General features: G+C 45.7%; 20 protein-coding genes. 9 read left to right on the top strand and 11 right to left on the bottom strand.

Annotated elements, in window-relative coordinates:
• Positions 1-7 precede the first annotated feature (7 nt).
• Positions 8-1,087, top strand: a complete 1,080-nt coding sequence (locus ACJJIE_RS08040) for a LacI family DNA-binding transcriptional regulator (protein ID WP_444894232.1) — start codon at positions 8-10, stop codon at positions 1,085-1,087.
• A 115-nt stretch (positions 1,088-1,202) separates the two neighbouring features.
• Positions 1,203-2,600 carry an MFS transporter gene (locus ACJJIE_RS08035; protein ID WP_444894231.1) on the top strand — a complete coding sequence of 466 codons (1,398 nt, stop codon included), beginning with the start codon at positions 1,203-1,205 and terminating at the stop codon, positions 2,598-2,600.
• A 1-nt stretch (position 2,601) separates the two neighbouring features.
• On the opposite strand, the gene ACJJIE_RS08030 is transcribed toward ACJJIE_RS08035, so the two are convergent.
• From ACJJIE_RS08030 to ACJJIE_RS07995, 8 genes are all read right to left on the bottom strand, one after another.
• The gene (locus ACJJIE_RS08030) at positions 2,602-3,201 is read right to left on the bottom strand and encodes a hypothetical protein (protein ID WP_282933290.1); all 600 of its coding nucleotides are present in this window, start codon (positions 3,199-3,201) and stop codon (positions 2,602-2,604) included.
• Positions 3,202-3,453: 252 nt separating this feature from the next.
• Complete coding sequence (locus tag ACJJIE_RS08025) at positions 3,454-4,215, bottom strand: amidohydrolase family protein (RefSeq protein ID WP_444894230.1); 762 nt, start codon at positions 4,213-4,215, stop codon at positions 3,454-3,456.
• Positions 4,216-4,236: 21 nt separating this feature from the next.
• Positions 4,237-5,187: an alpha/beta hydrolase gene (locus ACJJIE_RS08020; protein WP_282933288.1), complete on the bottom strand. Its 951-nt coding sequence runs from the start codon at positions 5,185-5,187 to the stop codon at positions 4,237-4,239.
• A gap of 99 nt (positions 5,188-5,286) precedes the next feature.
• On the bottom strand, positions 5,287-6,009 hold the full coding sequence (gene arsH, locus ACJJIE_RS08015; RefSeq protein ID WP_444894229.1) for an arsenical resistance protein ArsH: 723 nt from the start codon (positions 6,007-6,009) through the stop codon (positions 5,287-5,289).
• A 239-nt stretch (positions 6,010-6,248) separates the two neighbouring features.
• Positions 6,249-6,839, bottom strand: a complete 591-nt coding sequence (locus tag ACJJIE_RS08010) for an SMI1/KNR4 family protein (protein ID WP_444894228.1) — start codon at positions 6,837-6,839, stop codon at positions 6,249-6,251.
• Positions 6,840-6,963: 124 nt separating this feature from the next.
• On the bottom strand, positions 6,964-7,470 hold the full coding sequence (locus ACJJIE_RS08005) for a P-loop nucleotide/nucleoside kinase family protein (RefSeq protein WP_444894227.1): 507 nt from the start codon (positions 7,468-7,470) through the stop codon (positions 6,964-6,966).
• Positions 7,471-7,717: 247 nt separating this feature from the next.
• On the bottom strand, positions 7,718-8,281 hold the full coding sequence (locus tag ACJJIE_RS08000) for a hypothetical protein (RefSeq protein WP_444894226.1): 564 nt from the start codon (positions 8,279-8,281) through the stop codon (positions 7,718-7,720).
• Between the two features lie 318 nt (positions 8,282-8,599).
• Positions 8,600-9,283 carry a ribbon-helix-helix domain-containing protein gene (locus tag ACJJIE_RS07995; RefSeq protein WP_444894225.1) on the bottom strand — a complete coding sequence of 228 codons (684 nt, stop codon included), beginning with the start codon at positions 9,281-9,283 and terminating at the stop codon, positions 8,600-8,602.
• A gap of 841 nt (positions 9,284-10,124) precedes the next feature.
• Between ACJJIE_RS07995 and ACJJIE_RS07990 the strand changes: the two genes are divergently transcribed.
• Both ACJJIE_RS07990 and ACJJIE_RS07985 read left to right on the top strand, forming a co-directional pair.
• The gene (locus tag ACJJIE_RS07990) at positions 10,125-12,299 is read left to right on the top strand and encodes a jacalin-like lectin (protein WP_444894224.1); all 2,175 of its coding nucleotides are present in this window, start codon (positions 10,125-10,127) and stop codon (positions 12,297-12,299) included.
• A gap of 146 nt (positions 12,300-12,445) precedes the next feature.
• Positions 12,446-12,895, top strand: a complete 450-nt coding sequence (locus tag ACJJIE_RS07985; protein ID WP_413665304.1) for a phosphate-starvation-inducible PsiE family protein — start codon at positions 12,446-12,448, stop codon at positions 12,893-12,895.
• A gap of 125 nt (positions 12,896-13,020) precedes the next feature.
• On the opposite strand, the gene ACJJIE_RS07980 is transcribed toward ACJJIE_RS07985, so the two are convergent.
• Positions 13,021-14,106 (bottom strand): NAD(P)/FAD-dependent oxidoreductase, encoded by a 1,086-nt coding sequence (locus ACJJIE_RS07980; protein WP_444894223.1) that lies wholly within the window; start codon positions 14,104-14,106, stop codon positions 13,021-13,023.
• A gap of 135 nt (positions 14,107-14,241) precedes the next feature.
• Here ACJJIE_RS07980 and ACJJIE_RS07975 point away from each other — a divergent pair, with 135 nt between their 5' ends.
• On the top strand, positions 14,242-15,102 hold the full coding sequence (locus ACJJIE_RS07975) for a LysR family transcriptional regulator (RefSeq protein ID WP_444894222.1): 861 nt from the start codon (positions 14,242-14,244) through the stop codon (positions 15,100-15,102).
• On the opposite strand, the gene ACJJIE_RS07970 is transcribed toward ACJJIE_RS07975, so the two are convergent.
• On the bottom strand, positions 15,033-15,944 hold the full coding sequence (locus ACJJIE_RS07970; RefSeq protein ID WP_444894221.1) for an EamA family transporter: 912 nt from the start codon (positions 15,942-15,944) through the stop codon (positions 15,033-15,035). The two genes, ACJJIE_RS07975 and ACJJIE_RS07970, sit on opposite strands and share 70 nt — an antisense overlap.
• A gap of 119 nt (positions 15,945-16,063) precedes the next feature.
• On the opposite strand from ACJJIE_RS07970, the gene ACJJIE_RS07965 reads away from it, so the two are divergent.
• A complete protein-coding gene (locus ACJJIE_RS07965; RefSeq protein ID WP_444894220.1) occupies positions 16,064-17,464 on the top strand; it encodes an aminotransferase-like domain-containing protein in 1,401 nt (466 codons plus the stop codon).
• A 135-nt stretch (positions 17,465-17,599) separates the two neighbouring features.
• On the top strand, positions 17,600-18,370 hold the full coding sequence (locus ACJJIE_RS07960) for a hypothetical protein (RefSeq protein WP_444894219.1): 771 nt from the start codon (positions 17,600-17,602) through the stop codon (positions 18,368-18,370).
• 65 nt (positions 18,371-18,435) lie between these two features.
• Here ACJJIE_RS07960 and ACJJIE_RS07955 read toward each other — a convergent pair whose 3' ends face one another.
• Complete coding sequence (locus ACJJIE_RS07955) at positions 18,436-18,816, bottom strand: VOC family protein (RefSeq protein ID WP_444894218.1); 381 nt, start codon at positions 18,814-18,816, stop codon at positions 18,436-18,438.
• A 561-nt stretch (positions 18,817-19,377) separates the two neighbouring features.
• On the opposite strand from ACJJIE_RS07955, the gene ACJJIE_RS07950 reads away from it, so the two are divergent.
• Both ACJJIE_RS07950 and ACJJIE_RS07945 read left to right on the top strand, forming a co-directional pair.
• Positions 19,378-21,246 (top strand): carotenoid oxygenase family protein, encoded by a 1,869-nt coding sequence (locus ACJJIE_RS07950; protein ID WP_444894217.1) that lies wholly within the window; start codon positions 19,378-19,380, stop codon positions 21,244-21,246.
• A gap of 121 nt (positions 21,247-21,367) precedes the next feature.
• A complete protein-coding gene (locus tag ACJJIE_RS07945) occupies positions 21,368-22,951 on the top strand; it encodes a D-arabinono-1,4-lactone oxidase (RefSeq protein ID WP_444894216.1) in 1,584 nt (527 codons plus the stop codon).
• Positions 22,952-23,094: the final 143 nt, after the last annotated feature.

The following is a 23,094-nucleotide window of genomic DNA, read 5'->3' as shown; positions in this document are numbered from 1 at the left end:
GTACGCCATGCCCAAGGGGTCCTCCTCTCCCGTTTCCATGTCCGATATTGCTCGGTTGGCGGGAGTTTCTGAATCTACTGTTTCGCGAGCGCTGAACGATAATCCATTGATTAACGAAAAGACTCGCGAACGTATTCAAAAAATCGCGAGCTCCATGAATTACAAAATCAATGAGAGCGCGCGAAACTTACGCCTGCAACGCAGCCATACAATTTCGGTTGTGATTAATACGGGGCGCAGTGGCGGCCAGACATTTTCTGATCCATTTATGATCGATATGATTGGTTCAATTGCTGATCGCCTTGCGGTGCATAAATACGATTTACTGTTTTCCAGCAGTATCGCCAGCCGCTCGGATTGGCATTCTTATCTGATGAGTTCCAGGCGGGCTGATGGCGTTATTGTGATTGGCCAGGGGGTGGACGATACCCCTCTTCGAGATCTGCAGCAGCAGGGGGACCCTCTTGTTGTCTGGGGAGGGACCTCAAGGCAGGGGGCCGAATATTGTATCGTCAGTAGTGACAATCAAATGGGTGGACGTCAGGCCACAGAACATCTTCTGAATTTGGGGCGGCAGCGTATTCTCTTTCTGGGCGATACCGCGCACCCTGAGGTTAATGGGCGCTATGAGGGGTACTGTGTGGCCCTCGATGGGGCCGGTCTGTCGGGTTCTATCAGGCAGTTGGCAGCAGGCTTTTCCAGCGGAAGTGGTTATCAATCCATTGTCGAGTTGGTTGAACGGGAAGGGCGTAGTTTCGATGGCATCTTTGCTGCCAGCGACAGTATTGCCATGGGGGCGATCAAAGCGTTGCAGGCCAGTGGCTACAAGGTACCTGAAGATGTTGGCATCGTTGGCTTTGATGATATTCCGATTGCTCCATTTTATACCCCTCCGTTGACCACCATACGCCAGAGTATCCACCGGGGGGGGGAACTGATGGTGGAGAAGATGATGCAACTTCTCTCCGGGCAATCGGCGGAGCCTGCTGTGCTGCCCACAGAGTTGGTAGTGCGAGGTTCTTGTGGCGCCAATCCGGATTACCAGCCTGTAGAGGAATTCTTTCAGGATGGGCAGGGCGACGGCTAGGTAGCTCCCTCGCACCTCTGTTCTTGTTCGCCATGAGGAGCAAAGCTAGTGTCCCTGCCGTTCACTGAGATTGAGCCACAATTGTAAAACTGATCTCTGTGGCTGGACTCAAAGCATGGCAGGCGAAAAAACTAAACTGACCAGAACCCAGGTATTGGGGTTATTTGCCCTGAGTTTGGCAATATTTCTGATCGGGAATGATCTCACGGCATTTTCTGTGGCAATTCCTGCCATTGAAAAAGACTTCAACTCCGACATCACCACTACCCAGTGGATTATTAATGGTTATACCTTGGCTTTTGGCGTGCTGCTAATCTCAGGTGGGCGCCTGGCGGATATGCTTGGCCGGCGTAAGATTTTCTTTATTGGCATGGCCGCGTTTGCATTTTTTTCCCTTCTCGGTGGTATAGCCACCAATATCCCAATGCTGCTGGCAGCGAGGGGGCTAATGGGCATCGGCAGCGCCCTTATGTGGCCGGCAATCCTGGGGTTGATTTACGGTATGTTGCCGGAAGACCGCTCGGGATTTGCGGGAGGTTTGGTGATGGGTATGTGCGCCGCTGCAAATGCGATTGGCCCGGTATTGGGGGGCATTCTTACGGATTTACTAAGCTGGCGTTGGATATTCTTCATTAACTTACCGGTGGCTGCATTGGCATTTTTTGTCTGCTGGAAAGTTATCCCGGATGATACGCCGGAGAATGTCACAGAGCGTATTGACTACGGTGGTGTAATTACCCTTACTTCATCGCTGTTTTGTTTACTGTTGGCTCTGGATTTAGTCGTGGATATCGGCTTTAAAAACCCGATGATTATTGCCTTAGCCTTGGCCACCTTTCTCTTTATGGGGGCATTTATCCTGGTGGAGCGCCATGTGGGCAGGGATGCATTAATTCCCGTAGATGTTGCTACAAATCATGGTTTTTTTGCTGCAGGAATTGCCACTTTATTACTGTCTGTCGTGTTCTTTGCTGCATTGGTATACGTTCCTCAGTATTTGAGTAAGGTTCACAATCATTCGGCGATGTTTTCGGGGATGGGTCTGCTTCCTATGATGGTCTCATTTGGTTTGGTGTCTTTTATTGCCGGTGGGCTATACGAAACTGTAGGGGCAAAAACCATCGTCTCATCAGGTACTATTGCCATGTGCATCGGTATGTTTATGCTTTCTCACCTGCATAAAGAAACAACTTTTGTACAGATGATACCGGGGCTGGTGGTTCTCGGGGCGGGCATTGGTCTTTTTTACTCTGCCATCACCACCGCTGCGATTACGGTTGTTGCGCCAGAGCGAGCGAGCTTGGCAGGAGCAATTCTCTATATGTTCCAGATTGGTGGGGGGGCAATAGGCTTGGGTATGAATACAACAATTGTGGCAATGGCTCCCAATATTTCTACGGGGATCGATCGTGCTTTTACGGTAAATGCCTATCTAGCTATGGTGGGGTTGGTAGTGTGTCTGTTATTTGTTTCAGGGAAGCCTGAGGATAAGCCCCCCCTGTCGGAAAAGTAGTTTACTGCTCGCTTAAATCTTTATTGCCTATTTCTGCAAAATTCACATTCGTGATGATGCCATTTGTGTTGTAACTAAGAATTAGTACTTTTTGATAAGAAGCCGGTTGGAAAATAGCCTTATTGGTCTGGCTATACATATAAACTTTGGCTTTCTCGGACTTATTGCTGATCAAAGGGTACTGGTACTCACCGGAAGGTTTACCCAGTAGATCCAGCGCTTCGAGAATACTGGTTTGGCCTTCACTGATAAGTGGTACTTTTGACTCATCAAAGTCAGTAGAATCTTCGGCGAGAGAGCTGACAAAATCCTGTCCGACTAATTTATCATTGTAAAAGTAGAAGCCCTGATTGCGGGTACCGCTAATATTTTCGCTAACCGCCTTTTTACCAGTAGTGGGGTAGGCATAAGCGAGTGTTAAAACTTGTTGATTGTTTTTTACAAATACGCCTTTTTCATAGGGTTTGCCGAGCTTTTCTTTAATTGTCTGCTCAGTATCTACACCGAGTGTTACATCGTTTTCCCCCAGGGGCTTGGTGCCAATACCGGTACACCCGGATAGCATTAATAGGAAAAAAATAACCGTTACCAGTCCTTTCACTACAACCTCCTGCACTGTATTTCCCAGGTTTTTGGCGACCTCGAATTTTCGGCGCATCCTACAATCGGCATGTATTAATTACCAGTAATTTGTAAAGCAAATCGATGTCCCGAGATTACAGCGCTATGACAGGAATCGAGCGGGCGCGGAGAAGTGCACTGATTAAGTCACATTGTACGCTTCTAAAAAATTACAGCGTAATGAGTGACATCTGTATTAGAACTCAGTTCCTGAAATTGCCTCATTACGCTATTACTTTTTTAAGTAAAACTGAAAAGCGTTTTTCACCAGGACTTTTTCTGCTAGTGACTCATCGAGACTGTCGTGAATTAACAAAATGTCTTCAGGCTTGAAAGGGCGGGGTGCTCGAGTGGAGGGAAGATCAGAGCCGAACATCAGACAGCTGGGGTTGGCTTGGCAGAGTTCGAGTACTGCCACTGCTGGATCGAAGTCCAGGCGGCCGAAGCCGCTCGCTTTTACCTTAACCCCTTTTTCTGCCAACTTGAGTATGGTGGGAAAGCCACGCTTACTGAGCCCCATATGATCTATAGAGAGTGCCGGCAGCGCGATTAGCTTGTTATAGAGACGGTCCAGCGCAGATGACTCAATGTAAAGCTCGACGTGCCAACCGGCCAGTTCAAATACACGTCGAGCCAAGCTGTCGAGGCAATCCACTTGCTCCGAGCTGCCCCGTACCAGATTAAAGCGCAAAGCTCTAACCCCGTGTTTGTGAAGTGACAAAATGACGGTGTCGGGAGTATTTGCGGATAGCTGGGTTACCCCAACATAGTGTTCGCCCAGCTTCGCCAGGGCATCAATAAGGTAGGCTTGGTCTTGCCTTTGGAATGAGCCGGAAACCACTGCGCCACCCACAAGCTGGTAATTTTGTAACTCGCGCCGGTAGTCGTCCAAGGTAAATGCTGGCGGCAAGTAACCGTGATTTGGGAACAAGGGGAATTGGGGGTTAATGATGTGGAAGTGGCTATCAAAAATTTGCAGCTTCTGCGCTCTCATGGTCTGGCCCGCCAGGCTGGTTTAGATTTCCTGTATGATCCGTATACGATCTGTAAAAGCTCGCTGTGAGACAGGAATATCTGGGGCAAAAAGTTCCCAAGAGTGAATCACGCCGGGCCGAACATGTAGCTCTGTACTCACACCGGCATCGGTAAGTAGGCGCGCGTATTGAATATCTTCATCGCGAAAAATATCCAGTTCGCCAACGTCGATAAATGCGGGGGGCAACCCTTTGGCATCTAACAGGCGCGCCGGAGCCGCGTGAGGACTGACGGTGGGACTACCTACCTGGTTGCCCAGGTAAGCGGTCCAGCCTGTGAGGTTGTCTTCGTAGGTCCAAGTAATAAATGGCAATAATAAGGGGTCGGGAGTAACCGTCCTGTCATCCAGCATTGGGTATAACAATATTTGTCGTGCCAGAGGCGGACCTTTCTTGTCGCGAGCCATAATTGTCAGGGCTGCGGCCAGCCCACCTCCAGCACTATCTCCCATAATGCCAATTCGCACTGGATCAACGGAGAGCTCCTGTGCGTGTTGTACAAGCCAGATAAATGCTCGATAACAATCATCAATCGGTTTAGGGTAGGGGAATTCTGGGGCTTTCCGGTAGTTTACTGAGAGGAAGGGGACACCACTGGCGGCCACATAATTAGCAACAACCAACTCGTAGCGCGAGATATCGTGGCAGATAAGCCCGCCCCCATGAATATAGAAAATAGCTGACCCTGGATTGCTATTCGTCTTTTGATACCAGCGCAACTGTATCTCATCTTGATCCGCGCTTTTGATTGCGAAGTCCCGGAAGGACACACCTGGGGGAAAGCTGTGTCCCAGAAATAGTGCCTGGGTGACTACTTCGCCATTCCTGCGGCGAGTTTCCACGTCCCCAATAGGTGCTGCAGCAAGGGTATCCAGCAAGTCACCGAATTTGCTGAGGGCGGTAGAAAAGTCTGGGTCCAGGGAGAAGCTCATTGATGAGTATCCTTATCAGAGTTCCTATCAGATCTGGGCCCTCAGCCAAGCGTGGGCCCTTGCTAAATGTGGACCTTTAAAGGGGAAATGTCAGCATCCTCAGCAGGGTTCGGCGACACCGCTTTCCGTCATTAAAGTCTCAATTGAGGCCATTGTGGATGCCGGTTGCTGCGCTTTGTTCTCGCTATACCGCTCGGTCAGGTAGTCACCTTGGTTACGCATCAGCACAGTAGTCTTAACAAGCTCTTCCAGAACGTCGATCACTCGGTCTCTAAATGGAGAGTCCTTAAGTTGCCCCCGGTTATCAAATTCCTGCCATGCCTTGGCAATAGAGGATTGATTGGGAATCGTGAACATACGCATCCAGCGGCCGAGAACCCTCAGGCTGTTGACTGTATTAAATGATTGGGAGCCGCCGGAAATTTGCATGACTGCCAGGGTTTTCCCCTGGGTTGCCCGGCTCGCTGATTGGTCTAGCGGCAACCAGTCGATCTGGTTTTTGAAAACGGCAGAAAAATTTCCGTGTATTTCTGGGCTGACCCACACTTGACCTTGGCTCCAGGCAGACCATTCACGAAGCTGTTGAACCTTTGGGTGATCCTGGCTGACGCCGTCATATAGGGGCAGGTCAACGGGGTCAAATAAGCGTACATCTGCACCAAAATGCTGCAATATTTCAACAGCTTGGTTGGCTAGTAAGCGGGAATAGGAATTGGGCCTTAAGGATCCGTACAACACTAGAATCTTGGTGGGTTCACTACTGGGAGGAGAGTCCGCCAGGTGATTAAGAATATTGCTGGGGGTGTGGTTCGGTAGCATCATGAGTTACCTCAAAATTTCTATATTTCTATAATAGTCGAAATAATTGATTTGGCAACACTTTGCTCTTGCAGCTTGACCTAGCGCAAAGAGAGTCATTCACCTCCTCTTAGGAGAAAGAACTGGGCAGTCGAAAAATGTGGGGCGGTAAGAAGTTCTGGAAGCCAAGGGGGGGTGACTGGCTTCCATCTTTGTAAATCCAGTAGTAGGTTGCAGGGGTATAAGGTGCCCCTGCTACGATCTTAGTTAGGCTCTTTTTTCATTTCGAGAAAATCAATCCCATCCTCTTTGGCACCTTCCTCAAGAGCATATTTACCTGACTCAAGGTCACTAGCAAATTGAGAATACATATTAGTGATGGATGGACTGCGTAAGAAAGCTGATTTGGAGTCGTACTCAAGCAGAACAATTTGCCCATTGCTACCATTCTTATCTGCTTCTAGGTCAACATAGAGCGTACATGTACTGCAATCATCACCAATCGGTATTCGTTTAGTGCTGAAATCAAAAGAGTCTGACTTAATTCCGGGGTCTGCATGTTTTAATGGCAGCTTTCCATAGTGAAGCTGTAGTTCAATATTGGTAATTACATCAGAGATAGGAAGAAATTGAAGCCCATAGACTAAGTTAGCAATAGCACTTGATTTTATGCCATTATGAATTTTATAAAGCTCATATAAATCGCGGGGTAGTTTATAACCAATAACGGACTCTAGCTTTTCTATTTCGGTCCCAGTAGCGGGCAGATTTAAAGCATCATAGATTTGTGGGGCATTCTTTTTTAACCAGATATGAATACGGGACCATGATTTTGATAGTGTTTCTGATGACATAAATTCTTTGTATCATAAGGTAAAAACAGCATAAAAAGGATAACATATTTTCTTTGTTTAAAGTCGGATTCAATAGAGACTTTCTTTTTAAGTGTACTCAAGTGTGCTCATACTCAGAGAATAGTTACTTACTTATTTCTCTTTGCTCGATCACCTCAATATTGAACCTCTCTGATAAGGTTGGTTCTTCAAAGTACTGATTAACTTGTTTGAAGGTCTCTGGATTATCAAAGGTGGCTCTTTCAGTGTGTGATTTTTGTCTTTGGGTGATACGCTGTAAGCATAATTCATCCTCTGCTTTCAAGTAAATTAATTGATGGGGAAAGAAATTATCCTGAAGTATCTCTTTGAACCAGGATCGTTGTCTTCTTGTATTACCTGGAAAGTCCAGTATTACAGAGGTGCCATGCTTTAAAATATTCTGGATATGAGGCTTGATTATTGATTTTAACCTTGAAGAATATTCTATGTAGTTTGAGAGTGAGCAAATTTCACGAGGGTATAAATTTGAAAGCCACTCATTTTCGGAGATAAGGATAGCTCCCGTATTTTGTGCCACTTCTACCGCCTTGGTACTTTTTCCTGCCCCCATCTTTTCACAAAATAAAATAAGAGTTCCGTTCTCTTTCATCGCTCTTTCTGTTTGATCTGTAAGGTGAGTTTTTTCTTGATAAGAATCACGCCTGAAATTTAAAATTTGGTAAATAATGGGAGCAGTTGAGGGGGTGAGTACGGTGCTTCGGAGGGAGGATGGATTTCCAATACCTGAGTGCGACTATAAATTTAAAGTAATTGTGCGGATTTAGAGTGAAGGTCCAATGTCTTAGGTGCTCACACCAAACTCAATGACGAGTTTGATATAAGCACCTTGTCTTTGACTAGCTACGGCACTTGATAAAGACCATGGATTTTGACCAGCTTTCGGTAGCATCGAATTCTTTTATCAGAGGATCTTCAGTAGCTCCCGTGAATTTTCTTAACCCATGGGAAATCATATAGATAGGTATATAGGATGGGGGCTCTGAATCTGTTAAGTATGTACACACTTCGAGCTTCCTTGCGCCTCCTTTATCAAGAGAGTTGATGCTGGAGAATAGTTTGGTACGATCCTGGTCAGGCAGAGAGCCAAATTCCCTATTAAAAATTACTCTTAGTACATTATGCCCAGTTTTGTCACTTACTCTCTGTGTATCGAAGTAGGCAAAGGCACTCGCAATCATTAAGAGCTCAGCAGCATTATCAAATTTGGCCTCTTCTGCGCATGTTTTGGCGGCAGCAGTAATGTCTGTCGGTGTGTGAGTGGATTTTACTGATGTTGCACTGATGCACCCAAGAGGAGGCGCTGTGGTTTGACTGTCCTTGGTAACATAATTGTTGGCCTGCACGCCGTGAGTAAATACGAAGAGCAGTAGAGACAGGATTAGAGGCAGCGTTTTTCTCATGTGTCGAGATTCCTTAACTGGATGCCTCCTTAATCATAGACTCGGAAGTGCCAGCAGTATCTCAACCCCTAGAAAATTTAGTCAATAAGTGGTGTGTGATCTGAATGAAACCTGCCGTCTGGATGTGAATTTATACATTTCAGGGGCTACGGAAGAAAAGGTTCAGGCAGATATGGCACTGGAAACGTTAATTGAGGGAGTGTCGCTTTAGCCGTAAAGGTTTAGTACCTGCGAGGCTTGGCGACACATCAATATCTTCAATGTTGTCGAAAATTTTGTTTTAAAGGTTTGAAGTTAACCTTGTTGAGGTTTTGAAGCCTATTCTGTATTTGATTTCGTAACGTTTGAACCCTGAAATAGCAGTTTTATCAGGTCCTGCGTGATAGCTTCCTGGTGTTCGGTCCTCAAGTCTTTCATATATTCAGACTCTCCTGGGACTACTATTTCCGGCAATATTTCTTTAACGGCAGCGTCGCCGTTCCACTCTATGGTAGCTTGGCTATCGAAGCTGGTTCTAAATTTTATGTATTTGTCTTTATCAATAAAAACATAGCTGTTTGAGAAGTACTCAATATCGTATTTGTTAATTAGGGTGAACGAAGATTTCTTTCCTGTGAAAACCTTTTGTCCAGTATTAAAGCTAAAGTTTTCGATGGTCTCGTCGGATCTGGATTTGTAGTGTCCTTGCTCTATAGCCATGTCAATTTCATCTATAATGTCGCCCATTTCAATGGAGATTGTTTCGTCTGTATCGTCCCATGAAATACTGTCGATTGGGTATATATAGACATTAATAATATCGGTAGGGTATTGCTTGTTGTCGTATTTTAGTGCGATGCCTAGCATGGGTTCATCGAAGATACTACTTTCAGTGAGAACAAAGCTCTTTGTCTCCTCCGGGGTAATAAGGTCCTGTTGGTAATTGCTTGCGTTGTTCGGACGTATCGATCCACATGAGGCTATAACGAGGCTAATTATTACAAAAAGTGCTTTGGTTTTCATTCTCTCTCCCTGATAAGGCTGACTATTTGATTTGAGGCGTTTAGTTCTGTTTATGCAATACCTGAATAAGATGGCCACTCCCTGAGCGTGCGGATCAATACTGTATTTGACTTATGACAATACAGAAAGGCGTATTTTTCATTGCCTGCTTACTGTTAAGCTCTGTTTTATGGCGATTAATTCCTAATTACGACTTATTTTTTTAAACGCCAGAATTGATTCTGACAAATCCCTGATTTGATTGCACGGATTTTTGAGGGGCTCGTCTATACCCTTGTTATCGTTGAATGCGGAAAGTAAATATCCCTCGCTATTAAGGACCTGGGAGCAGAAGGTATTTATTAATGATTTCTAATAATGAAATAAGTGCTTGGTTAGTGGAATGTTGTTTGTGAGTTGGCGGGGGAAGCATCTGGCTTAATTTTTTAGACTTGGCGGTCGTAGTTGGCGGTTAAGGCTTTTTGCTTGAATGTGGGGATGGTTGGTTTTTGGGGACTTTATTAATGGCGCATTTTTCACAAAAGAATAGAAAATTACAAAGTTGCCTTATGTTCTTAACTGACTAGTCACAATCTGTATTTACTATTTGTATCTTCTGTAAGTAAGTCTTATTTCGCAGGTTTAAGTTGGAAATAGATATTTGTCAGAATTGAGAAATACGTAAATTATGAAAGTGTAAAGTAGGGTAAATGACCGAAATTGACTGACTGGTACTGTTGTAATTTAACTATTCGTGACAGGTGTGCACGCTTGTTCTAATTGATCAATTCAACTGGGGGGAAATAGTTACTGGATTTTTATTTGTGAGGTAATTATTAAGATACTTATCAGGAAAAAAATAATGAATAAAATAGTTGGTTTGGTATCAAGTTTAATTTTGGGATTATCTCTGTCGATGTCCGTCATGGGTGAGATTGATTCCGGCGATGATAAAGTGAAGCGCTTGGATTTACAGGGGCAGATTGATACAAAGGCTCCTTTATCAAAGACCTTGTGGGCTGGGGCGCATAATGCCTACGCATCCTATCAGTGGGATCAGGGTGTTTATACCGATGTAAACCAGTGGTACGCGCCGGAGAAATTGTTCAGTCGCGGAATACGCCTGGTCGAATATGATACTTATCCTGCTTCGAGTGTCAGCTCAACACCGCACCTGTGTCATATGGGCCTGGAAGAGGCCACTATGTGTATTTATATGTTTGGCACAGCTGCAACCTTGGGGGATGGGCTGGATGAGATTAAGGATTTTCTTGAAGATAATAATGATGAGGTCATATTCCTAAAGTTTGAGGCCTACGATTCTGATTACCACCAGAACTTCCGCAATAAGATTGGTGAGAAAATTGAAAGCAGGTTGGGGGATCTGGTATTTAAGCCTACCGACTGGGGCTATACAGAAGATGATTGCGCCTCCCTGCCGGCGCAAACACTGACTAAACAGGATGTGTTGGATGCGGGACGCAACGTTATCCTATTTATTCAGGTGCCCAGAGAGTATCCGCACACTGGTGATAACAATCTGTGTGATTACCATGACGAGTCAAACACATCGAAATTCAGACGCAATGTCTGGATCGGTGTGGATGAGATGGATGCATCTGGAAACCTCACTTCCAATGAGCCACTTGCACAAAATTCCAGCCAGTTAACAGCAGATATCGACGGTAATGCTAGCGCAACCAGCCACTACAACAATGGGAATTTAAGTGTCGCCCTGGATGCAACAACGGAATATAACAAGGATGACATCAAGTATTCAGGCAGTGAGATCCTGGAGAAAGCAGTATCTGGGTATAACATGCTTGAGTTGGCGCTGGTGGAGGCCAATGCGACCACTATAGGTGCTTCTAAAGCACCCCAGATTGAAGATTTTACGTGGTCTTGGCGGAATGACTCTCCCAGTGGTAACAATAGTTGCGCCTGGTTAAGTAATGACGGTGAAATTCGCGACTATAGCTGTAGTACGGAGCGAGTGTTTGCCTGTGTAGACGATGAGCGAAACTGGCACATCAGCAGTGCATCGGGAGCCTGGAGTGAAGGTTATTCCGCCTGTGAAGCCGATGGCTATCGCTATGGAATGCCTTATAACGCTTTGGAAAATGCCGCTCTCTATGCCAAGAGGAATTCAGAAGGTGTAACTACCTCGGTTTGGGTGAATTACTACGAACCATTTGATGGGTTCTGGATCGCCAACCAAGACAGCTACTCGGATTTTGGCTACATCAAAAAAGATGTTGTGGGTGGTACCGGAGGTGATGCGTTTGATTCAATCGACCTGGTAAAACGTAAGCTACTCGGCAGCGGTACTATGAATCTGAAATCTGTCCAGATTCGTTCCGGTGGTCGAATTGACGGTTTTAGAGCTTGCTATGAATTTAAGCAATCCCTAAGCCATGCCACAGCCAGTGATCATGAATATTGTATTGAATACGGTGATGGAGATGGTGGCTCGATGGGGAGTGTGCTGAGTTTTAACTCCGCCAGCAGCGAGTATCTGGATGACGTTAAAATTTGTGTCGACGATGAAAAGCATGAAACAGGTAGTGTTTACTACCTTAAATTGACTTCGAGCAATGGCTCATCTATTTCCGGGGGGACTCAGCAGGGGACTTGTACAACTTATTCTTCCACTTCATCCCAGCAAATTTTTGCTTTCCACGGGCGCCACGGTGATGAAATCAATGCTTTGGGCGTGCACAAGTTGTCCAACAGCTTGGTAAATCCAGGGTACTACGCAACCGAGTGGCTGGACCTGGATGATCCCTCCTCAGGTGGCATTGATTATGAGAGCTTTAACGAACACAAGTCAGCGGGAAATATAAGCAATAGCTGTGCTGTCAGTGATGTTGCTGGTATTGAGGCAAGGGTTGTTGATACGAAGTTGGATTATTCCTTAACCGGCGAAAGCATGCATATAGGCGATATCGGCACTAATTACCGCTTCTTTTGTGCAACAGAGGATTGTAGTGACTACGAAGTAAAGTATTTCTTCACTAACGCAGCCTGCCTACCTTAACGACTCACAATATCCCGGCGGTGAATATGCTGCCGGGATTCCTGTTACTACTCACTCACTAAAGGAAGCTCTCTCGGCTGAATACGGGGATTTCGCCTATAGTCGAACTCAAGCAATGTGCGGTATCAATCGGCAGAGCGAAGCCCATGAAATATGACGAGATACATGAGGATCATGCTGATCCCCTGATCAACCAATTACATCGAGCAATAAAATATGCCGTTAAATTTCTCGCCATTCTTATGGTGTTGGTCATATTCTGGACCATTGCGGATGTCGTCTATGTACTTTATGAAAGGCTAATGGAGACGCCATTCCTATTGCTGGATATGGAAGATATCCTCGAGACTTTTGGGGCCTTTCTCGCCGTTCTTATTGCCATTGAAATTTTCACTAATATCCGACTCTACCTGGGTACTAATGTGATACCGGTGCAATTGGTATTGGCTACAGCCTTAATGGCTGTAGCTCGGAAGGTTATTGTGCTCGACTTAAAATTTGTTAATGCGGAGCAAATAGTTGGAATTGCCCTGGTGACTATCGCCCTGGGAGTTTCCTACTGGCTGGTGAGGGAGAAAAGTAATAAACCTGGTTAGTACTTGTGATTTTTTGTCCTTGATAATGCTCACTTTATGATTTTATTTTTTGTATTTATACAGTTGGCTAAAATAGAATCATATCGTTAACTGCATTAATAGCTACTTACAATAGTTAGCCCGAACTAAGAGAGCCGGGCATTTGGCTGAGTGCCAAACCCACGATAAACCTTATTAATGAATAAGTCTTTCTGCTTCAATCGCACGAGGTGGTTGCAGGTTGTTACTGCGAAAGGTAGCTGCACTAATCCTTGCTTCTGGCCAATGGGAACTAGTGCCATTAGTGGGTTTCGTTTATAGCTTTTGGTACTTTTTCCTTTTCTATTTCTGGCGATGGCCTTTGCCAGGTATTCACCTTGCTGAGAGGCGAGGTAGCCCAGTTTGGCCTCACCAATATCGGCAATGTCTCCGAGTGCATACAAGCTTGGTTCGTCAATAACTTGAAGTCTGTTATCGACTTTCACAAATCCCTGCTCATTAAGGATATGCGCTAAGTGCGGTTTTAGGTAATCATTGTTGGGCAGCGCACCAATTGCTTCAAAAACCAGGTCTGCATCGCTGGCTTGGCCATTGTTGAGATTTATATAGCGGCCATTTTGATTTTGGTAGCGGCTGTTAAACTGAATTTCTACACCTAAATTCTCTAATTGTCTCTGGGCTTTGATCTGTGCTTTAGGCTTGAAGTTGTCCAATAAGACCTCTTTATTGTGTGTCAGAATTACGTGAGTGCTCGGCATAGCGTGCGCGATCTCTCCTGCCAATTCGACACCAACGACCCCTCCACCTATCACCATGACTTTCCTTGCTTGTTTCAGTCGCTGATGCTCGTTCAACAGTTCTTGGTTTCTGGATTGAATATCCATTGCGCAAAGGGATTTGGCCATTGGCATACTCGGATATCGGGTGCCGGAGGCGAGTATGGCACTGTTGAAATGTAACTCTGTTCCATCTGCCAAACGCGCTGATTTCGCAGACATTTCCATTACATCTCCCTGAATGAAGCGGCCATAGAAAAAGTCCCTGTAGTACTTGCGCGCTTGATTCCCGGTACTGGATGGATCGGTTACATTGCGCAAGGTGGCAAAAGTGACTTCAAAATAATCTTTTTTGTCTACCAGAATGGTATGGAGCCCATGTCTTTCCAGTGCTTGCGCGACAGACACACCGGCGAAACCACCGCCTACTATCAATACTTCCGCTTTAATTACCATATTTTTCAACCATTAGAGGGTGTACAGGTCATTTGAATCCATTTTATGGTGTAGCGAATATGCTGTGAATGTGTGATTGTGAGACTCTGATGTGCATATTTGCACATGCTGAGCATTGGGGGCTTGAGGTAAATAATGGATAAATGGACTGAGTTAAGGACCGCTTACAAGCTGGCCAAACTGGGCACTCTGAGTGCAACGGCCCAAGAGATTGGTATTCATAGGTCCACTGTGATGCGCCATATTAATGTATTGGAGGAAAGCCTTGGGGTTGTACTATTTCAGCGTAATGACAAAGGCTATATTCCAACGGAGGCGGGGCTGGAGGTTATGCGCCTGGGAGCGGTGACGGACAGCCATTTTTCTCAGTTGTCATCGCGGTTGCAAAGCAAAGAGCAGAATTTGCAAGGCAACCTCACCATCACTTCTGTCGGCGAAATGGTAGACCTGTTGATGCCGATAATTAAACAGTACCAGACGCAGCACCCAGGTATGCTTGTCAATTTAATCGGGGATCTGCGCAATTTTAACCTGGAGTACGGTGAAGCTGATATTGCGATTCGTGTCGGCGAGAAACCAACGACACCCGATAATATCGTGCTGCCATTTTTCACTACAGAATTCGTTTTCTATGCACACAAATCCTATATTGAAGAGTATGGGCTTCCCGATAAAAGTAATCTCCAAGAGCACAGGTTTCTGGCTTTAGGTGATCGCCCGTTACACTTTGGCTGGAATGAATGGATTTATAATCATATTCACGATCAAAATATTGTGCTGACCGCTTCCAGTCAGCAAATTCTTAACCAGGCAATGCTTTCTGGCTGTGGCATTGGTGCCATGCCGAGAATCCTGGCTAAAAAATTTGAAGACATTATTGAGATTCCTACGCCTGAAAGCTGGCAAGTCTCAACTTGGATACTTGTTCATCGCGATATGTTTAACATGCCAAAAATCCGTGAGTTTCTTAGCATCTTAAAGCTCTGGCGAAAATGAACAATACCAAGTGCCAGCCCAGAGAAAATCATAATAGCGGCCATTAACTTTTCTGAACCAATCGATTCTCCAGTTAATAACCAACTGAAAAAAAGTCCAAAAACGGGGCAGAGTAAACCTAAAGGCGCAACAGTAGACAGCGGGTACTTAACGATTAACCGGTTCCAGAACCAGTATCCCAGCAGGGTGGTTGGGTAGGCCTGAAACAATATGGAGAAAATCAACTTTCCACTAAGGTTGTTTTGAATTTCATAAAATACAGCCGCACCATTTTGAATATAGGTAGCAGCGAACAGTGGCAACGGTGCAAAAAATAGCCCCCAGACAATAAAGCTAAATACTTGCTGTGTGCCACTGGCCTTTACAATGAGCCCACTGATGCTCCAGCTGGTAGCCGCTATTAGGATAAGTGCAATACTAATAAGGGGCACAGTGCCATCTTCAACCATCAAACTTAGTAACAGCCCTCCTAAGGCAAGTAGAGCCCCAAGAGCTTTCTGCGGGATAATCTTTTCTTTCAGGAATACCCAGCCGAATAGTAAGCTAATCGCAACATTTACTTGCAAAAGAAGTGAGGCCATTCCCGCAGAGAGTCCGCTAGAGATTGCCCAGGTGGCCATCCCCCAAACCCCACAGCCAAAAGTCAGGCTGTAGGCCAGAACGTACTTCCAGCTGACTGTCGGCCTGGAAACGAAAAGCACTGCCGGAAAGGCGGCCAAAGAAAAGCGTAAAGCCACCAGAAGGAGTGGGTCCAGATCTTCCGTTCCCATCTGAATAACAATGAAGTTGAAGCCCCACATTGCCATTAGTAGCACACCAAGTAATAAATCCGAGTACCGCATCAGCCCCTCCAATTTGTCTCGGGGCTAACTATCCAAGAAATGAAAAAAGGTATACAGATGCAATTTCTGTATAAAATAGGTATACAGTTTGGGTGGAGACGGAATCGGAGAGGGGATAGGTGCGGTATAAAGAGCTTGCCGAACGCTGTATAGAGGATATTCAGTCAGGGAGAATACCAAGCGGTCATAAACTACCGTCCCTCAGGCGGTTCGCTGCACAAAACGAAGTGAGCCTGACAACAGCCCAAAGCACCTACTACTTGCTGGAGGAGCTCGGCTGGGCGAAGGTTCGACCGCAATCTGGATTCTTTGCCTCAGTTCCTCCCAGCAGTAACCCGCCTCCCATAATGCCCGCATTCACCTGCCGAACAACAGATCCAGTAAATCACGATTGCTATTTCCGTGGGTTGGGAACAGGGCCATTGGGTGTTGCGTCTTTATCTCCAGAGCTATTGCCGTTAGATTCCCTGGAGCGCAGTATGCGGCGGGCAACCCGAGAGGCTGGCGCCAGTATGCATGGCTATCCGGTTTCCTCAGGGGAGCCGCTTTTGCGCAGTGCGCTTAGTGCACACTTTGCCAGTTATGATTTGCATTTCTCTGCCAATGAATTAGTAGTGACGAATGGTTGTATGGATGCCGTCCGCACAGCGATTGCCATTACGACTAAGCCCGGTGATGCGGTTGCGATCAGTTCTCCTTGTTACAACGGTCTTCTTAATCTGTTGGCGTTGATGGGGCGAAAAGTTGTTGAGATACCGACTGTTGAAAACGGTTTAGACCTCGCACAGCTAGAGCGCTATATGCAGCAGGGATTGGTCCAAGCGGGTCTTTTTAGTAGCAGTCATATGAATCCTACGGGTGTGTCCCTGAGCTCGGAGCAGAAAGAGAACCTGGCCGCACTGGCTGGTAAATATCGGGTTCCAATTGTCGAGGATGATGTGTATTTGGAGCTCGGATTTCAAAGAAGTCTGCCCATGCCCGTGCGCTACTGGGACCGGAGCGGGTATGTGCTTTGGTGTGGCTCTATCTCCAAGACATTGAGCGCAGGCTATCGCCTGGGGTGGTGCTTACCAGGAAGGTATCGAAAACAATATGAACGCTATCGATTTACCGAAAGTTTCGGTGTGAACTTGCCCGTCCAATTAGCGGTAGCCGATTTCATCGGTACCAATCAATACTCCCGTCATGTACAAGGGCTCAGGCAAAAGCTTGCCTTCCAGGTCGCATCCTATCGCAACTACTTAAGTTCATCCTTGCCCGATGAATCGCGTATCAGTGACCCCCATGGAGGAATGGTGATTTGGTTGCAGATCCCAGGGTTGGACAGCCGGAGTCTTTGCCGTATGGCTTCCGAAGAAAATATAGCCTTGTTGGGCGGTGCAGATTTTAGCTCGCTTGATCTCTACGGTGATTGTGTGCGGGTGAATTGTGGTTGGCCGCTTGAAAGTAAAGATGGAGGGAAGACTGAGGCCGGATTTCAGCTGGAACGTTTTATCGAGTTAACTCACTCATGCCGATAATTAATATTATTCAGATATTCACAACCTTGGAAGAAGGTACCTGAACTTTCATATCGTTACACTGCTTTTGATAGTTTTTTTTCCTCTGCTAGAATCCGCGTCCCTTTTAGGATGATTGTTCACGGAGGACATCTAATGGAAACTCTTGCCACTTTTACAGCAGCGATTGCTATTGCCGGTGCGGTTCCCGCTCAAGCAGAACAGACTTTTGAACTGCCTAAGTTTAGTCAGTGTTCTGTAGCAGCTTCTGCAAGTAATACTAATGATCGCGAGGTTTATCGCATCTTTTCAGACTTCTATTATGAAATAGAAGACTCTCGAGAGTATGCAGTTAAGGCTGTGCAATACTGGGCTGAAAGCTTTGCAGAAGACTGTGCCGGGGAGACAACTCAAGTCAGCCTGGATATGGTTCAGTGTGATAATTTTATTGGCGGTGCGCCGGTTTGTAGAATAGAAAGTGATGAAGGTGATTACGTCATTGTGAAAGACTATGTTGATTCAACCAACGTAGTACTCTCTCAACATGATCAACAGAATTGGCCAGGAATACATTCTTCGAATGATCAGGAAACTCTGTGGATGGCCAGACCTGAACTCTGCTATAGCGAGCTTCTGGAAGGGGGTATTGATTCACAGGCATATTACCTGGATGCCTATAACTATCGCTACTTTGGTGATTACCGCTATGTATTGGCAAGGAGCAGCCGCGATTTAGTGCAAACTCTTGACAGCCAATACAGTCAGTGTGAATACGATGCTTCGGGAATTGAAGCCTACAAAATGCAGTGTTCTGAGACCTCCCAGGGGACGAAGGTGTGCGCAACTGCACATACTGGCGCCGGCTATTTCGTATTCGTGAGTGACGATCATCACGGCATGCACGTTATTTTCAACCGCTGGGACTGATTACTCTATTAGTCCACTTATACAGCGCCTCCCTGTAAAGGGAGGCACCTGATTGCGAACCCTAATTAGCTTGCTCTATACAGTGCGCAGAGCTTATTGCCAGCAGGGTCTCGTAAGTAGGCGAGGTATATTGGGCCTACGGCGCTATCCCGTACGCCTGGAGGCTCTTCGCAGCTGGTACCACCGTTGGCAATACCTGCAGCATGCCAGGCATCAACCTCTTCAGAACTGTTTACTGTAAAGCCAATAGTGCTGCCGTTGCCATGGCTTGCGGGCTCCCCATTGATGGGTTTGGTGATGGCAAAAATACCGTTGTCATTAAAATAAAAGTAGCGGCCACGATCATCAATAGTGCCGGGTTTGTAACCCAATATTCCAAAAGTGGAATCGTAAAATACCTTTGATTCCTCGATATCGTTGGCCCCGACCATAATATGACTAAACATTAATGTCACCTTAAATTAATTTTAGGGTAGTTGTGCATAAAATATTGTATACCAATACAATTAAACATCAATGAATAATCATTTTCTCAATGTCTAATAGAATTGTCATATATCCACTGCTTCCTAGCTGTACCTCTTAGGGGGGCTGATGCAGCTTTCGATCTGTTGGCGCATATATATGAGGTGCCTCATGGATATATTAAATATTGTGCGATTCAATGAGTGTTAATATTTATTTTAAATTCTGTTGTTGATATTAGTCTGGTGGTTGTTTTGGGCGATATCGGATTTCTTATCGATATTTTTTTGTTTGACTGATTGGTATTTTTTATTGTCCTGTTTGATAGGTTTTGTTTTCTAGTTTGGTTTGTTTTTATTGTTGTATAAAGGTTGATGGTGTGAATTTTAAGGGGTTAAAATTCTAAAGGGTTGATTTGATAAGAATAATAAGTGGTTTTCGCCTAAAGGTTTATTTTGGGCGTGAATTGCGCCAATTATTTAATTAAAAATTTAATTTTATGGTCAGATTAAGCTGCCGACCGTATTTTTTAGGGATAAAAAATGAAGCGTCGAGATCTATTGAAGGCCGCAGGTGTAATGTCTGCATCACCGCTTATGGGAGTGGCATCAGTTAAGGCTGGGGCAGGCCATACTTTGGATGGCTATAGTTTCCCAGAGTCAATAATGGTTGGTGATTTGTCAGATTCCTCCGGAGTGCTCAGTGTAATACAGGGAATCTTACCCGATGATGTTATTGGCCATCTTCTTATGGCTGAGGGTATTCCACTGGCGTCCAACCATCTTACACCTAATGGAAAGGGAGCTTTGACCCGGCTCGACTTTACTGGGCGGAGCAATAACAGTGAAGTTCCCTATACCCGAAAAATGATACGTACCGCGTCTGCGATAATGCAGGAGCAGGATTTAACAGGTTTTGATAAATTCAATTTGTTAGGTGGGACAATATACTCAAGCCCGAATCTGGGATTTATGAACTACTGCAATACGGCCCCCAACTACATGGGAGATAACCGTTTTGCAATGAGTTATGAAGGGGGTATGCCCTATGAGTTTGATGCTACAACTCTAGAGATGGTAACCCCTATTGGAGAAGTGGATGAATGGAAATCGAGCTTACCTCCGCTGCTTGAAAATCTAACCCCAGAAAAGTGGCTATTTCCCCAGGTTCGGACCACCGGTCACCCTTTCTTTGATCTGGAAACAGGTAACTGTATCACCATCAACTATGGTGGAAATATTGGTGATTCTGGTAGCTCAGGATTTATTCGATTAATTCGCTGGGATCGAGAGGGTGCATTTGAAAGTTGGAACATTCGGGATCGTCAGGGTAACAACGCCTATATTGCTGCAAGCTCACACTCTCTTGGAGTAACGCGAAATCATATCATTGTCTTTGAAACTGCAGCGAGAGTTGAATCTACCCGAATTATTGGAACAAGAATAGTTCTGCCTCAAGAACACCGGACCCGGTGTTGGGTTATTCGGAAGGCCGATATGGTGCCGGGTGCTGATACTATTATCGCAGATTACCTGGAGCTCGGCTTTGATACTTCGGACATTGTCTGCAACTACGATGACAATGCGGGTGAGATTACCCTGTATGGCCAATATATGGGGGCAATGGATAAATCTGAGCAGTTATTCCGCTTTGAAATCCTGCAGAAGGGAGGTTTGGTACCCAAGTGGTTGTCCGGATACCCTGCAGCACCGCTGGATGTTGGAGGTTTGGTACGTGCCCGGATTCGAGTTAACTCAAATTCAGCTATTGAGATAAAAGAAGATTACCGGGTTATTCGGGATGATGCGCTTTCCTGGGATATGAATGATCCGGCTTACCGTGGGCACTTCCAGTTCCCTGAAACCTTTGAGCACCTTTATTGGGCTGCTGTGGGTTACAGGCCTGACCATATATCTATGCGGGTTTCCTGGGCATATCGCGATTATCCTGAGCGCCACTACGGCTATTGGAATATGCCTGAAGAAAGTCGCCCTTCCGCCTTGATTCATATGGACTGCGTCAATATGAAGATTGCGGATGCCTTTCAGTTCCCAGAAGATTGCGTAATGCGTACCCCGCAATTTATGGCCCGCCCGGGCTCCACGGCCCAGAACGACGGTTATGTGATTGCAGCAGTTGTACGCAAATATCCAACGACATCCGATTCCAATGGTAAAGAGTTTTGGATTTTTGATGCGGCACGTCTCAGCGGTGGGCCAATTTGTATCCTAGCTAACCGATCACTGGAATTTGCAACCACGAATCATGCACTGTGGGTGCCATCCATTGGTCGTCGCCCTTTATCAGCCTACCGGTCAAATTATGCTGATTTTCTTCGCAGTAAGGCGCCTGATCACAGCAGTAATGTTCGGGACATTATCGATGGGGAGCTGCTTCCCCGTTTTGGTTGATTTATCCACCAGTCTACGTTAATGCAATAAAGGGAGTTTAGGTATGTGTGCAGAAATAATAACCAAATCCAAACATTTATTGAGGTGGTGTAAAAAAGCTCTTTGTATAGTGGGCGTTTTCATGGCTGCTACAAGTGTTGCAGAGCAGCTACCGCCACCAATTGAAGTGCCTGAGGTATTAAAAAACTACCAGGATACTCAGGATTGTTTCCCTGGTGTTATCCATGATCCGACCAGTATTGATGAAGTTCAGCAGATAGTACGTGATGCAGCGGATCAAGGCCGTAAAGTGATGACCGGGAGTCGCCGATTCAATAGTCAGATTGATGCGGCCTGTGCAGGAAATGGAGAGGTGCAAATCACTCTGGAAAATATGGATCAGGTCGTTAGCCTGGACAAAGATAACCTGTTGGTTACTGTCCAGGCTGGTATGAGATTCCGGGATTTTACCGCTTATCTTCGAGAGCATGAACTAAGCGTGCCCATGGTGACAGAGCTGGCCATATTCACGATAGGCGGTATGCTGGGAAGCGGTACTCACGGTTCAACTTTTACACAAAAAAGCAGCATGATCTCTGATTATGTCACCGAATTGAAGTTGGTTGATGGCAATGGGGACTTACGAGTAATCAATGGTGAGATGCTCAATGCCGCCAGGGTAAACCTAGGTGTTTTAGGCGTAGTTGTTGAAGTGACCATAGAGGTTGAACCTGGCTATAAGGTACAAGCAAAAGTAAAGGGGTATCACAGCGATGATGAGCTGGAGGATGTTGTTCTTGATTTGGCTCGAGATAATCATTCAGCAAATGTTGCCTGGTTCCCGGGATTAGGGCGTTATACCGTAACAACTTACAACAAGGTACCTTTGTCTACTAAGGGTAATGCCTACAACGCCCAGGCTGATGTGTCAGACTTTTCCGAATATTTATTTGGATTGATATTCGATAGCCTTCATGAAGCCGACAGTGCCACACTGCAGTGTTTTGCAGCCTCCCTTCGCCATACTGCACGCTCCAGTTCCTATTTCAGGGATGTTGATTCAGGCCTGAAGAAGTTGATCAAACCCACTGGGCATGCGGATCTGATGCAGCACTTTGCATGTAAAGAGCCCGACAAATGTGTCTGGGACAACCTTCCAATTGCACTTCAGGAGGTCGCGATTCCCTTTGAAGAGCTGCCCAACTGGATTGGAGATGTCCGCCAGATTATTGCAAATAGTGAAAAAACCTGTTTCCCACTGAATGGTATTTATTTTCGTTTTGGCAAGGCTTCCGATAGTTATTTAGGGATGACAGCAGGCCGTGATACAGCGTTTGTAGGAATTGAATATACCTTGCGTCAACGAGGTGAAGCTGTGCCCAAGAACTACTTTGTCAATTTGGAAATTGAGCAGATGTCTCTCAGGAAGTATGGAGCCAGGCCTCATTGGGGTAAGAATTCAGTCGCTATCTTTGAGGATATGGCCGCGCGCTTCCCTAAATGGTCCCAGTTTATGGATGTGAAAGAAGAGTTGGACCCAAATAATATGTTTTCCAACCCCTTCTGGGATCGGGTAAGTGGGGCTGATCCGTTGGAGAATTATTTAACCCCTGGCTGCAATCCCGATGGTCAGTGCTATTGTCAAACAGATGAACACTGTGAAGAGGGTTCCAGCTGCCAAGCGGGAGTTTGGTATTCAGACGCAAGGATTTGTAAAGCTGATTAGAGCGCCTTAGGGGGGGATAATTCCACCCCCTATATTTAATTGATAGTGAGTAATAATAAGAGGCTTTTAACTGCTGAGCGGGAAAGAATACTCGAGAGACTAAGCCTACAATCGGTTTTCATGCCTTATAGGTATTCTTTCCC

Source organism: Microbulbifer maximicatervae (SeqCode) (assembly GCF_052467325.1).
This window is presented reverse-complemented; position numbering and strand designations above follow the sequence as displayed.

Coding starts and splice junctions, on each gene's coding strand:
- ACJJIE_RS08040 (WP_444894232.1), top strand. CDS start 8: ATGCCCAAGGGGTCCTCCTCTCCCGTTTCCATGTCCGATATTGCTCGG.
- ACJJIE_RS08035 (WP_444894231.1), top strand. CDS start 1,203: ATGGCAGGCGAAAAAACTAAACTGACCAGAACCCAGGTATTGGGGTTA.
- ACJJIE_RS08025 (WP_444894230.1), bottom strand. CDS start 4,215: ATGAGAGCGCAGAAGCTGCAAATTTTTGATAGCCACTTCCACATCATT.
- ACJJIE_RS08020 (WP_282933288.1), bottom strand. CDS start 5,187: ATGAGCTTCTCCCTGGACCCAGACTTTTCTACCGCCCTCAGCAAATTC.
- arsH (WP_444894229.1), bottom strand. CDS start 6,009: ATGATGCTACCGAACCACACCCCCAGCAATATTCTTAATCACCTGGCG.
- ACJJIE_RS08010 (WP_444894228.1), bottom strand. CDS start 6,839: ATGTCATCAGAAACACTATCAAAATCATGGTCCCGTATTCATATCTGG.
- ACJJIE_RS08005 (WP_444894227.1), bottom strand. CDS start 7,470: ATGAAAGAGAACGGAACTCTTATTTTATTTTGTGAAAAGATGGGGGCA.
- ACJJIE_RS08000 (WP_444894226.1), bottom strand. CDS start 8,281: ATGAGAAAAACGCTGCCTCTAATCCTGTCTCTACTGCTCTTCGTATTT.
- ACJJIE_RS07995 (WP_444894225.1), bottom strand. CDS start 9,283: ATGAAAACCAAAGCACTTTTTGTAATAATTAGCCTCGTTATAGCCTCA.
- ACJJIE_RS07990 (WP_444894224.1), top strand. CDS start 10,125: ATGAATAAAATAGTTGGTTTGGTATCAAGTTTAATTTTGGGATTATCT.
- ACJJIE_RS07985 (WP_413665304.1), top strand. CDS start 12,446: ATGAAATATGACGAGATACATGAGGATCATGCTGATCCCCTGATCAAC.
- ACJJIE_RS07980 (WP_444894223.1), bottom strand. CDS start 14,106: ATGGTAATTAAAGCGGAAGTATTGATAGTAGGCGGTGGTTTCGCCGGT.
- ACJJIE_RS07975 (WP_444894222.1), top strand. CDS start 14,242: ATGGATAAATGGACTGAGTTAAGGACCGCTTACAAGCTGGCCAAACTG.
- ACJJIE_RS07970 (WP_444894221.1), bottom strand. CDS start 15,944: ATGCGGTACTCGGATTTATTACTTGGTGTGCTACTAATGGCAATGTGG.
- ACJJIE_RS07960 (WP_444894219.1), top strand. CDS start 17,600: ATGGAAACTCTTGCCACTTTTACAGCAGCGATTGCTATTGCCGGTGCG.
- ACJJIE_RS07955 (WP_444894218.1), bottom strand. CDS start 18,816: ATGTTTAGTCATATTATGGTCGGGGCCAACGATATCGAGGAATCAAAG.
- ACJJIE_RS07950 (WP_444894217.1), top strand. CDS start 19,378: ATGAAGCGTCGAGATCTATTGAAGGCCGCAGGTGTAATGTCTGCATCA.
- ACJJIE_RS07945 (WP_444894216.1), top strand. CDS start 21,368: ATGGCTGCTACAAGTGTTGCAGAGCAGCTACCGCCACCAATTGAAGTG.